This is a genomic window from Cryobacterium sp. TMS1-20-1, assembly GCF_004402355.1.
Classification (GTDB): domain Bacteria; phylum Actinomycetota; class Actinomycetes; order Actinomycetales; family Microbacteriaceae; genus Cryobacterium; species Cryobacterium levicorallinum.
In genome coordinates, this window is the sequence record NZ_SOGF01000007.1 from 18,897 (window position 1) to 30,774 (window position 11,878).

10 protein-coding genes and 2 pseudogenes are annotated in these 11,878 nt (G+C 63.5%); 2 read left to right on the top strand and 10 right to left on the bottom strand.

Annotated elements, in window-relative coordinates; translation table 11 throughout:
* Positions 1–299 precede the first annotated feature (299 nt).
* The 3 genes from E3O45_RS01030 to E3O45_RS01040 all read right to left on the bottom strand — a co-directional run bounded on the left by E3O45_RS01030 (position 300) and on the right by E3O45_RS01040 (position 4,202).
* Positions 300–1,529 carry a type II secretion system F family protein gene (locus E3O45_RS01030; protein ID WP_134441171.1) on the bottom strand — a complete coding sequence of 410 codons (1,230 nt, stop codon included), beginning with the start codon at positions 1,527–1,529 and terminating at the stop codon, positions 300–302.
* Complete coding sequence (locus tag E3O45_RS17875) at positions 1,529–3,190, bottom strand: type IV pilus twitching motility protein PilT (RefSeq protein WP_304988981.1); 1,662 nt, start codon at positions 3,188–3,190, stop codon at positions 1,529–1,531. Before E3O45_RS17875 ends, E3O45_RS01030 begins: the two co-directional genes overlap by 1 nt.
* 703 nt (positions 3,191–3,893) lie before the next feature.
* Positions 3,894–4,202: a hypothetical protein gene (locus tag E3O45_RS01040; RefSeq protein WP_166789352.1), complete on the bottom strand. Its 309-nt coding sequence runs from the start codon at positions 4,200–4,202 to the stop codon at positions 3,894–3,896.
* 220 nt (positions 4,203–4,422) lie between these two features.
* On the opposite strand from E3O45_RS01040, the gene E3O45_RS01045 reads away from it, so the two are divergent.
* Positions 4,423–4,767: an HNH endonuclease signature motif containing protein gene (locus E3O45_RS01045; RefSeq protein WP_166789353.1), complete on the top strand. Its 345-nt coding sequence runs from the start codon at positions 4,423–4,425 to the stop codon at positions 4,765–4,767.
* Between the two features lie 58 nt (positions 4,768–4,825).
* Here the strand turns inward: E3O45_RS01045 and E3O45_RS17365 are convergent, their stop codons facing one another.
* The 3 genes and pseudogenes from E3O45_RS17365 to pilM all read right to left on the bottom strand — a co-directional run.
* Positions 4,826–5,518, bottom strand: coding sequence for a hypothetical protein (locus E3O45_RS17365; protein ID WP_166789354.1), 693 nt, complete (start codon positions 5,516–5,518; stop codon positions 4,826–4,828).
* 44 nt (positions 5,519–5,562) lie between these two features.
* Positions 5,563–6,222: a hypothetical protein gene (locus E3O45_RS01050; RefSeq protein ID WP_134441174.1), complete on the bottom strand. Its 660-nt coding sequence runs from the start codon at positions 6,220–6,222 to the stop codon at positions 5,563–5,565.
* A pseudogene (gene pilM / locus E3O45_RS01055) lies at positions 6,219–7,076 on the bottom strand (pilus assembly protein PilM); the annotation flags it as partial. The gene E3O45_RS01050 and the pseudogene pilM, both read right to left, overlap by 4 nt.
* On the opposite strand from pilM, the gene E3O45_RS01060 reads away from it, so the two are divergent.
* The gene (locus tag E3O45_RS01060; RefSeq protein ID WP_134441176.1) at positions 7,035–7,298 is read left to right on the top strand and encodes a hypothetical protein; all 264 of its coding nucleotides are present in this window, start codon (positions 7,035–7,037) and stop codon (positions 7,296–7,298) included. The pseudogene pilM and the gene E3O45_RS01060 overlap by 42 nt on opposite strands.
* A gap of 33 nt (positions 7,299–7,331) precedes the next feature.
* Here E3O45_RS01060 and E3O45_RS01065 read toward each other — a convergent pair whose 3' ends face one another.
* The 4 genes and pseudogenes from E3O45_RS01065 to E3O45_RS01080 form a co-directional block, all read right to left on the bottom strand.
* Positions 7,332–8,165: an A24 family peptidase gene (locus E3O45_RS01065; protein WP_134441177.1), complete on the bottom strand. Its 834-nt coding sequence runs from the start codon at positions 8,163–8,165 to the stop codon at positions 7,332–7,334.
* Entirely contained in the window at positions 8,162–8,803 is a 642-nt protein-coding gene (locus E3O45_RS01070) for a hypothetical protein (RefSeq protein WP_134441178.1), read from the bottom strand. The genes E3O45_RS01065 and E3O45_RS01070 overlap by 4 nt, the downstream gene beginning before the upstream one ends.
* 50 nt (positions 8,804–8,853) lie before the next feature.
* Positions 8,854–9,060 (bottom strand): annotated as a pseudogene (locus E3O45_RS01075) (ATPase, T2SS/T4P/T4SS family); the annotation flags it as partial.
* A 296-nt stretch (positions 9,061–9,356) separates the two neighbouring features.
* The gene (locus E3O45_RS01080; RefSeq protein ID WP_092453007.1) at positions 9,357–11,078 is read right to left on the bottom strand and encodes a GspE/PulE family protein; all 1,722 of its coding nucleotides are present in this window, start codon (positions 11,076–11,078) and stop codon (positions 9,357–9,359) included.
* Positions 11,079–11,878 lie beyond the last annotated feature (800 nt).

Below are 11,878 nucleotides of genomic sequence, written 5' to 3' on the forward strand. Positions count from 1 at the left end.
TGTCCATTCGGGTTGGAAGTGGGCCGTACAAAGCGAGCCGGGTAAGGGCTCGTGGTTCCGTGTTTCTTACGTGCTGTGTTTCTTGGCGACCGAGGGTGCGATCGGAGCTTCAGATTAGGGGGCCATTTTTCTTCCGCACGACCCACAAGTGAGGGTGATTTTGGGTATTACCCACCCCCACAACGGGATCGTTCGCACTCCGCGGGCACACCAAACGCCCCACACCGCGGGTCGAGAAGCCGGCACGCTTTACGCCGACGTCACGAGACCCTCAAGGCGGGGTCGAGGACAGTGCTGGCTTACTTGATCATGCTGGCGATGCTGAAGATGGGCAGGTAGAGGGCGATCACCATGCCGCCGATGACGACGCCGAGAAAGGCGATCAGCAGCGGTTCGATCATGGCCGTGAGCTGCTCGGTGGCAGATTGCACCTCCTGGTCGTAGAAGTCGGCGATCTTGTCGAGCATCAACTCGAGCGTGCCGGCATCCTCTCCTACGGCGATCATCTGCACGACCATGGCAGGAAAGACCGGGTGTTCGAGCAGCGGCTCCGAGACGGACTTTCCGCGCCGCACCGCCTCGCCGACCGCGGTCAGCGCATTTTCGATGGCCCAGTTGCCGCTGGTCTCCCCCACGATCTTCAGCGCCTGCAGAATGGGGACGCCGGCGCCGAGCATATTGGCAAAGTTGCGGCTGAACCGTGCCACCGCGACCTTCTTCTGCAGCAACCCGAACACCGGCAGTTTCAACCGCAACGGGTCGAGTCGGCGGCGCACGGCCTCGGTGTGTTTGTTGCGTCGCCACCAGAGGGCGAAGGCGACGCCGAGCACCGCGCCGATCGGTACAACGTAGATCATCGATTCCGAGAGGGTGACGAGCAGTTGGGTGGGCAGCGGCAGGGCGCCGCCCAGGCCGGTGAACATGTCTTGAAAGATCGGCACGATGAAGATCAGCATGATCAGAACGGCGGCGAACGACATCGCCAGCACGATCACCGGGTAGGTCATCGCCGACTTGATGGTGCCGCGCAGCTTGACCTCCTTCTCGAAGTTCTCGGCGATCGAGTTCAGCGCGCCGTCGAGAAAGCCGCCGGTCTCACCGGCGCGAACCATGTTCACCATGATCGGCGGAAAGGTCAGCGGATGCTTCGCGAGCGACTCCGAGATCGACTGCCCGGCCTCGACGTCGTCGCGGACCAGGGCGAGCACAGCGGCCAGGGGTTTGCTCTCGGTCTGCTCGGTGAGGATGCCGAGGGCGCGCAGCAGCGACAGCCCGGCCCCGATCATGGTGGCGAACTGCCGGCTCATGATGGCGAGGTCCTTCAGGCGCACTCCGCGCGAGAAGACCGACAGAGTCAGTGACCGCCCGAGCCCGGTTCCCGGCACGACCGGCGCGATCGAGATGGGGGCGATACCCAGGGCGTTCAGCCGGGACGCCACCTGGGACTCACTCAGGGCATCCAGTTGCCCCTTCACGTGCTTGCCGGCGGTGTCCCGCCCGGTGTAAGAAAAAGCGAGGGCGGTCGACATCAGCTCGCCGACCGGGCGAGGTCAGCGGTCGCAGCGGTCGGGCGGTCCGCCGGCGCCACGCCGTTCGCGACGGGCAGGCCGGCCGCCACCTCACGAAAGCTGGTCTGCCTGAAGCTGGGCTCGACAAACGGCTTCTCCGCAAATCCAGACGGCGCAAATCCAACCGGAACGAATCCCGCCGGCGCAAGTCCAGCCGCAGCGAAACCGGCCTCCACGAAGCCCGGATCGGCGGCGAACGAGAACCCGCCGGTCTGTCCTGGCGTGTCGCTGCGACGAATGAGTTTGTCGAGTCCCACGGCGTTTTGGGCCTTCTCCAGTGCGGCCTGGCGCGTGACCTGGCCGCTGTTCACGAGTTCGGCGAGGTGCTGATCCAGGGTGTGCATGCCGCGCTCGCGCCCGGTTTGCATCATCGACTCGATCTGGTGGGTCTTGCCCTCGCGAATGAGATTGGCGATCGCCGGAGTCGTCACGAGAATCTCGGTGGCAGCCACACGCCCGATGCCGGTCGCCGACTTGACCAGGGCCTGACAGATCACGCCCTGCAGCGTCTGGGCCAGTTGCGCGCGCACCTGGTTTTGCTGGTGCGGCGGAAAAACATCCACGATGCGGTCGACGGTCTGGGCCGCGCTCTGCGTGTGCAGGGTCGCGAAGACGAGATGCCCGGTCTCGGCGGCGGTCAGCGCCACCTGAATTGTCTCGAGATCCCGCAGCTCGCCGATCAGAATCACGTCGGGATCCTGCCGCAACACGTGCTTCAAAGCGGATGCGAAACTAGCCGTATCCGCTCCCACCTCGCGCTGGGTCACCACTGACTTCTTGTGCGCGTGCAGAAACTCAATTGGATCCTCGACGGTCACGATATGGTCGGCCCGCGTGCTGTTGACGAGGTCGACGAGCGCGGCGAGGGTGGTTGACTTTCCCGAGCCGGTCGGCCCCGCCACGAGCACGAGCCCGCGGGGAAGCTGCGCGAACTCGGCCACGGACTCGGGGATACCGAGCGACTTGAGGTCTTGGATCTCGCTCGGAATCAGTCGAAAGGCAGCCCCGGGCGTTCCCCGCTGCTGGTGCACATTGACCCGAAACCGGCTGACTTTCCGGCCTGCGCCGCGCAGCGTGTAGGCGAAGTCCAGCTCGTGATCGCGGTCGAAGATGTTCTGCTGCGGGGCAGAGAGGATGCTGCGGATCGCCCGGCTCGCCTTCTCCGCCGACCAGATCGGCGCATTGTCGATCGAGCCCAGCCCCCCGTCTCGGCGGATCATCGGGGGGGACCCCACGGTGACGTGCAGGTCGGAACCGTGCTGCGCGACGACACACTCGAGCGCCGCGAGCAGGTCGGCGTCGATCGGACCGAGCGCTTTATCGGCCCGATCGAGCGGATGCACCGGCTGAGCCAGGTCGAGAGCTAGCCCCGGACGGGCCTGCTCGAACGGCTCGGCAACACTATGGACTGGGCGCGGCTCTGGCACGGAGCCGGGCGTGGCGTCGGCGAGTGACCGGGTGCGCGCCCGGAGCGGGGGCAGCACCTGCACCTCACCGGGGCGGCTCTCGTCCCGCGCATCGCGGGCCGAAACGGGGTGCCAGTCGATGGCGTCGCTCGCCGCGGGGGTCTCGTGCCTGCCCGCATTGTCGGTCGGCGACGGGGGCATTTTCGGGTCGTCCATGGGATCCTTCTCGCAAAGCAATGGCGTCGGGTACTGATTGCCGCGAAAGACACGGCCGCGCTGGTTATTCGGGGCAAGACGACCGGTCATCGAGGGTGCGGTGACCGACGCTGGTAGGCCTGGCGCTACGAGGGTAAGTCGTGTTCGCCGAGGTCTACGTAAGCCGTAACGCTAACGACGAGACTGCCGGCTCGGTAGTCCCGCGATCTGGGGGTCTGCACCCGGTATGTCACTGTTTTCCCGATCTCTCGCTGAGCGCCGCAGCGTTCAGTGGACTCTCGCTGTTCGCCGAGACTCTCGCCCTGCCGCCCCGCAGTGTCTGTGGGGCCCTCGTCCTGATCCATGCCCCCTCGCCGCGTTTCACACCCTGCACTTTGTTCCGGGCCCGGGCCCGATCTGCGGGCCCACGATAGATCATGGGACCGCTTTCGCAATATGGGCCCGGCATGGCTGCACACGCTGTTTGTGGATCGACGCATCAATCGCTCTCGCCTGATCTGCATAAAATGGTGACAGAGTTTCGATAGTTATTTTTATTTGTTGCTCACGTCACCGCAACGCTTCCGATGGCACGAACCTTTCAATCGAACGGGAGTCAGGGCCTTCTAGCGCGCGGGAAGCTCCGCCAATTCGCTGTGGCACCGAAATTCGTGTAGAAATCCACCTGAGCTTCTCTCGCTTTTATGTTCGATTGGGGGTAGAATCATGGGAAGGAGGCAATGGCGCCCATGTTCATGGACAACCCGAGCGAGTCCAGTTCGAACCCCACTATTGTGGCGGTGGAGCAGGCGCGGGATGCGTTGTTGGCGGCGTTGGGTGGGCTGTCCTTCGGGTCGCTCGGTGATGAAGAATCCCTGACCATGCTGCTCGCGCTGGAAAGTGTGCGGGCCGGGTCGTTGATGGGGCGCGGGTGCTGTCCACGACGGATGTGCTCCGTCGTTCCGAATACCTTGATAAGTCCGTGGCCACGACAGCGACGGCGATGACCGCCGATCAGACCGACGGCCAGCACGGCCGGCACGCAGGCCGCGACGAGCAGACTGGAGCAAGCGGCGGCCAGGTGTTCAGTCCTTGCCGCAGGAACCCGGCGACATCCGCTCGATCGGTGAGCAGCAGGCCGGGATCCTCCGCGCGGTGTTCGAAGCGGCCGCTCGACAGCCGGGAACCCCGACGATGGGCGGCGCAGCACCGACGGGTATCAGCCCGTGTTATTCGGCCACCAGGGTCAGGTTGTGCACCTCGGTACCACCAACCGATTCTTCACCAACAGCCAACGCCGAGCATTGGCAGGCCGTGATGGTGGCTGTGTCATCCCCGGCTGCACCGTGCCACCGCACCTCACACAGGCTCACCACGTTATTCCCTGGAGTAAGGGCGGCCTGACAAATATCGACAACGCCGTTCTCATCTGCAACGCCGGCCATGCCAGCATCGAAACATCCGGATGGAACATCGACATGCGACACGGACGCCCCTGGGTGCGCGGCCCCCTCATCTTCGACCCCACCCAAACCTGGCGCCCCGCCGGCCAAAACCGTGCCGCCACCCCCGCCGAGAAACCCCACTGGGAGAAGTGAGCGCCACCGCGCTGGGCGCGACGCCCCGGTCGCGGTGTCCACCAGCGCCTGGCAGGTACTACTGGGCGAGGGCCAGGGCGCTGGGATCCAGAAGCACGTAGATCATCCCGGTGATAGCCAGCTCCGTGGTGTCTGTTCCCTGGGGGGCCTCGGTCACCAACGTGGAAATGGACACGGTTCCCTCGCCATGCTGCAGACCGGCAACGAAGTCAAAGAGATTACTCTGGGCTCCCTGAACCGACATAGTGATGGGAAGCGCGAGGTAGGCGCCGTCGCTGAACGAGTTCGCCGCGGCGTCGGCAGAGTCGTCAGAGTCGTCAGAGTCGTCAGAGTCCGCATCCGGCACTGGCATCCCTGGCGGCACAGCGTCATCACCAGCGTCACCAGCACCAGCACCAGCACCAGCACCAGCACCAGCACCAGCCGACAGCGCGGCCCCCGCCACGTGTTCATAGGCCACCGCGTCGCCGAGGGCCAACGACTCAAGGGTCACATTGTTCTGATGAGCGATGACTTCGAGCTGCCCGACGAATGCCGGAATCGCCGCGTCGGGCGGGACAGCCGTCTGCAGCGTGCCCAGATAGGTGCGGAATTCTGCGATGCCGTCAAAGTCGTGTTGCAAGCTCTCGAGGGCGATCTCATACTCGGCGTTCTGCGCGTCCACGACCTCGCGGTGGGCGGTTACGGCTCGCACCTCCTCGAGCTTCGGCGCAATCCCCAGGAGCCCGCCCAGAACTACGGCGGTGCTCACGGTAGACGCCATCACTGCACCGAATAGTCGATTTCGATTCATGATCAGTTTCCCCCGCCTACGCGATTCGCACGGGCATCCGCATTGATGTTGATTTCAATGTCCACGACGTAGGTACCCGATTCTGAGCGCGTGATCGAACCGGGGCTGGCATCAGCAGACCCGGGCAGCATCTTCAGATTCGTCAGCCATTGCGGCACGGCCGGCAATGATGGACTGGTCAGGCTGAGGGTGAGAGTGGCCACGCGGGGGTTGTGCAGGGCAACGGTGCTTTGGGCGTAGTCCTCCCACGGCGAGCCGGAGTCAATCGTCACCGCATCGATGGTGACCACGCTGGGCAAAATTACGCGCACTTCAGCGAGGTAGGCTCGCCAGTCGATTTCGGTTTTGGTTCCGACCGTTCGTGCGGCCGCCGTCAGGTCGATCTGTGCCTGCACGCTCCGCACCTGCGAATACTTGGCAGATTCCAGAAGCAACTCGTTGGTGCGCGCCTCAGCGTGCGCGAGATCGGCTTGGGCAACCCCGGCTTGTACGGAGACCGCCCCGATCGATGCCGCCATGAAGAAGACGACTCCAGCGGATGCGGCCAGAATGATGCGGCGCAGCATTCTGCCCTTGCGTTTGGCCTTAAGTTCAAGGGGCAGCAGGTTGGCTCGAGGTTCGCCGCCGTAAACCAGCTCCCGCCGGTTGCTGCGGTGCTTCATGCTTTGCTCCCCAGGGCCAGCCCGAGAGCTGCAACGAAAGTGCACTCCGAGTCTTGCAATACGGCCCGATCCACATCGGGCCCCAATTCCAGACCCCCGACGGGCTGAGCCGTCAGCACCGGAAAGCCGGTGACGTCGCGCAGAGCGGTTGGAAACCCACCGAGCCGAGCTCCACCGCCCATGAGCACGATGTGATCGATCGGCAGCTCCGGCCAGTTGTTGGTGAAGTACTGCACCGTATTGCGCAGACTTTCGAGCAGTTCGGCCGTGACCTCGCGGATGACCGTGGCAGCGATCGCGTCGTGCGGTGCCACCACGTCCGTCAGACCGAGCTTCATTTTGAGCACTTCAGCTGCCTCCTCGTCAATACCGAGGCGCGCACGCAATGCCTTGGTCAGCTGGTTGCCGCCCGAGGGGATGACCCGCACAAACTGCGGTACACCTCCAGAGGAAATGAGCACGCTCGATGAGCCACCACCAATATCGATCTGTGCGATCACACCGGGAGCCGTGACCCCGCGGTGAATGGCCCGGCTACGCGCAAACGCCATAATGTCGACGTTGATGCTGCGCCGCCCAGCGAGTTTTGCGGCCTTGATGTGGGCCTGCACGACGTCCTTCGTCGCGGCGATCAAGAGTCCGGAAACTTGCGGCTCTGACTCGCCTTCACCGTCGACCTCCTTGATGGGGTAGAAATCGAGCAGCGCTTCGGCCGTGGGGAACGACAGCAGGTCCTGCACCTGAAACGGCAGCGACTCACGAATGCGTCGCAGCGACATTTTGGGCACGGTCAGATTTCGCACCACCATGCGGTGATAGCCCATTCCGAGCACAACGTCCTTGCTCGTGAACCCGCCGGTCGACCAGAGACGCTTGAGGGCAGCACCGACGACGGCCGGTTCGAGTACCTCGCCCCGCGGCTGACCGCGCCGAACGGCAGTGGATGCTCATGGCACCGCAGCAACACGGGATTCTCCATTTCGGCGTCGCGCACCTCGACGGCGCGCACGGCGGTGGTGCCGATGTCGATTCCGACCACACGTATCGTCATTGTTGTTCCCCCCGGTGAAATGTGAGTGTGCAAGGTGAAGGTAGTGAGGCGCGAGCGTCTAGGTGAGTCCGAACAGGGTCAGGTAGGCGGCCGCTATCGACTGACCGAACACGGCACCGAGCCAGGCGGCCAGGAGCATCCAGGGGCCAAACGGAATGCTGCTGCGCCGCCCGGCCTTGCGGGATACCAGCAGCCCGATTCCGAAGAGCCCCCCGAGCAGAAATGCCCCAAATGCGCCCACGATCAGCGGTGCCCAGCCGAGCCAGCCGAGATAGAGGCCGAGCACACCGGCGAGTTTCACGTCGCCGAGACCCATGCCGCCTGGGCTGATCAGGGCCAGCGCAAGGTAGAGGCCGAACAGGGCGACCGCACCGATCAGGGCGCTCAGCAGACGGCCCGGTTCTCCAGCGACGAGAGCGGCCGCGGTGAGCAGCACTGCGCCCACCGGATAGACCGGAAGCAGAATCTTGTTGGGCAGGGTGTGGGTATCGAGATCGATCATGGCGAGCGCGACGCTCACCGCAGCGAGGTACAGAAACGCGACGAGCACAATGATCTGAGCCGAGAGCGCGCCGGTCGACGCGAGCGAGCCCCCGTCGCCTCTCGAAAACACCCACAGCGTGACGATCGCAAAGAACACGCCGGTGCCCAGCTCCACCAATGGGTAGCGAACCGAAAAGGCGGCTCCACAGTCGCGGCATTTGCCCCGCAGCAGCAGCCACGACAGCACAGGAATGTTGTCATACGAGCGGATGCGCGCGCCGCAACTACCGCAGGCACTCGGCGGGGACACGATGGACTTACCCGCCGGAATGCGATAGATAACGACGTTGAGGAAGGACCCAATGAGCAGGCCGAATATGCCGGCGAACACCGTTAGTAGTGCCGTCATTTGTCGCCGTTTGTACGATCGCGGCTGGAAAGCAGAGTCCATCGGGAATCGTCTGGGTCAGAACCCGCGGGCATCGCGCCGTAGAGGTCCGTGCCCGGGATGCTCATCGGGACAAAGTCAACATTGCTGGTTGTGTTCACCACAAAACTTTCGGAATAGATTTGTCCCCGCCACTGGGTCCGGTTGAAGACGACGGCGCATGGCGTATACAGCATCGCCGAAATCTCGGTATCGAATTGTACGGAGCCGTTGACGGTGAAGTTGGAACTGCATTTGTTCGCTCCGAGCGCATCAACTCCCGGTGCGATGAACCATATTTTGTGGTCGTTTCCGTCACTCGCGACCACTGAGAAATCATTGACGACCACCTCGTGGAAAAGAAAAGCAATGTCAGATTTCACATTCATTTCAATGCTGCCAAAGTCAAAGGTGTCACACTGGCGAAGATCGACGATAGTCGGCTTCGTGAGGTTGCGAAGGTCCTCATAGAATTGGTGGAGCGAATCACCCGAATTGTCCTGCACCCATGATCCGAGCTGGCACTTCTTACTGCCCGGCACGACAAGCTCACTGCTGTCGGTCGAGAAGGGAACAAAACCCTCCTTCTCGAAGTCACTCCAGTCGTAAACAAACGTCACCCAACTGGCAATGTCGACGGTGCCGTTGGCGTATATGGGACTGCCCCCGGTTTGAGTGCCGCGGCGAAACTGTGCGTGTCCTGCCCGACTTCGCGCTGGCTGATCACCCACTTCTTGGACTCGTGCACGAACTCGATCGGGTCTTCCACCGTGACGATGTGGTCGGTGCGGGTGCTGTTGACAAGGTCGACGATGGCCGCGAGCGTGGTCGTCTTGCCCGAACCGGTCGGACCGGTGACCAGCACCAGGCCCCGCGGCAAATGCGCATGCTCGGAGGTGCACCGCCGGCCACGTGCAGGTCTGATCCGCCAGCATGAGCGACCAAGCGCAGGGCAGCGAGCAGGTCGGGGTCGAGATCGGTGGCCGGTGGCTCAGTTGTGGAGAGCTCCATTGCGGAGGGCTCCAGAGTCGGTGGTTCGCCTGGCTCGCGCTCGCTGGACAGGGCGCGCGTCGCGTGCAGAATGCGAGCCGTTGGGGTGGGGTCTGCGGTGCTGTCGTCGATGGGCATCCGGTCGTAATCGGGTCGGCTCATGACAACTGCTCTCCCGCTGCTCTAGGAGACAACGCGGAGTACCTCATCCACCGAGGTCAGGCCGAGGGCGACCTTGGCCCAGCCGTCTTCACGCATGGTGATCATGCCCTGCTTGCGCGCGGCGGCCCCGATCTGGGCGCTCGAAGCGTGCGCGACGGTGAGGCGCTCGATCTCCTCGGACACCGTCATGACCTCGTGAATGCCGAGGCGACCGCGGTATCCCGTCTGCGAGCAGCTTGAGCATCCGGCCGACTTGTAGATCACGGTGCCGGTAGTGGTGGGGTCGATGGCCGGACCGATCTCGGGCCGGATCGTTGAGCGGTTCGAGACGTAACCCACGGTGGGGTTGACCACGAATCCCAGATAGGCGAGGTCGGTGCGGTGGTCTGGCACCTTGCAGCGGTCGCAGAGCCGACGGGCGAGTCGCTGGGCCACCACACAGTCCAGGGCCGATCCCACGAGAAACGGTTCGACTCCCATTTCGATCAGGCGGGTCATGGCACTTGGCGCATCGTTGGTGTGCAGCGTCGACAGCACGAGGTGACCGGTGAGCGAGGCCTCGATCGCGATTTTCGCGGTCTCCTGGTCGCGAATCTCACCGAGCAGCACCACGTCGGGGTCTGATCGCAGAATCGAACGCAGGGCGACGGCGAAGGTGAGGCCGGCCTTGCGGTTCACCTGCACCTGATTCACCCCGGGCATGCGGTATTCCACCGGGTCCTCGACCGTGATGACGTTGATTTCGGGCCGGGAGATGGCGTGCAGCGTCGTGTAGAGCGTGGTCGACTTGCCCGACCCGGTGGGGCCGGTGACCAGGATCATGCCGTACGGCTTGGTATACGCCATTTCGAACTCGTTGAAGTTGTCGGTGAGCAGATTGAGGCCGCTCATCTTCATCGATGAGGTGGCGTTGTCGAGAATACGCAGCACCACCTTTTCACCCCAGACCGTGGGCAGAATGGCGACGCGCAGATCGACTGTACGGCCGTTGTGGTGCACCGACATGCGACCGTCCTGCGGTTTGCGCCGCTCGGCGATGTCGAGGTCGCTCATGATCTTGATGCGCGAGGTGACGCCGCCGGCGATAGTCGATGGCGCATTCTGCATATCGTGCAGCACGCCGTCGATACGGTAGCGCACCCGCAGGCCGCCTTCGCCGGGTTCGATGTGAATATCGGAGGCCTTGTCCTGGATCGCCTGGCTGACCAGCAGGTTGACGAAGCGCACGATCGGCGCCGCGTCATCCGCTTCTGTATAAGTTGACGTCTCGTCGACATCGTCGCTCTCGGCCGTGAGGGTGGAGCTGAGGTCGATCAGTTCACTGTCGGCGCGGTGGTAGCGGGCGATGGCCGCCTGCAGGTCGGAGGGTTCAACGACGACCGGGGTGACCCGCATGCGGGCGGCTTCGCGCACGTCATCGACGGCGAACACGTCGCCGGGATTGACCATGGCCACCACGAGACGGCCGTCTTCGAAGGCGATGGGCAGCACGTTGGCGCGGCGGCAGACTGCGGCCGGCACCTTGGCCACGGCGAGCCGGTCGACGGGATAATCCAGCAACTCGACGAAGGGCAGATTCTTCTGCTCGGCGCGCGCCTGGGCGAATTGCACCTCGCTGATCGTGCCCGCGTCGACCATGCTGCGCACGGCGGCCTCATCGGCGCGGTCGCTCCGGCGCACGGTGTCGAGGTCCTCGATCGGAAGCAGGCCGTGCACGATCAGAATTTCGGTCAGGCTGGTCACGAACGCGCTCCCCCGGGATACCACGTGGGTGCCGCCACCCGGCCCGTGAATGATGCACGAAACGGATGACGGCACAAAAGTAGAACTTCAGGGTAGCCCGTGAGTAAAACAGCTGGACAGCCCCACTGTATGGGGCGCTCATTCGGGGGTGTTTCGGTCCGGTCTGCGGCAGGCTGTCGGCGGTGAATGCGCCCTTGGCGGCTCGAATGATCGTGGGTCGGGCCGCGGTCGATGCGGCCGCATTGTCGCTGGGGATATCGCGGCGCCAGGTCTATGTGCTGATCAAACGCTATCGAACGAGGTCGAGGTTAGCGACGGATTTGGCTCCCGGGCGCTCCTCTTCAGGGGGAAGGTACGTGGCGGCTGGACGCCGAAGTTGAAGACCTCGTCAGTGAGATGGTGCGGAAGCAGTTCCTGATGAATCGGAGGTAGTCGCCGTCCTGCGCCCCAACGATTCGTCCGTCCGGAGCGAAGGTCGCTTCCATCCGCCTGGGCTTCTTGTTCTTGAATCTCTGAATAACCTTGACCCGAAGACCTCTGACGAGGACCTTTTCCTCTGCTGAGTTCGGGTTCTCCAGATTCACGAGCTTGGTCAGACTACGAATCACGTCATCGGCCAGGTGCTTGTTCGCGCTTGACAGCTGTTGTACTGCTCATCCTCGATCCACCGATCGGTGGATCGATGCTAAGAGCAATACCGTTCAGTTAAGCATCTCCGTGTTACGTTGTGGGTATGGCGCGTACAGGGTGGGTGAAGCCGGTCTCTGACCGTCGGTTGTCGGATTTGGTGTCGGTCGGTT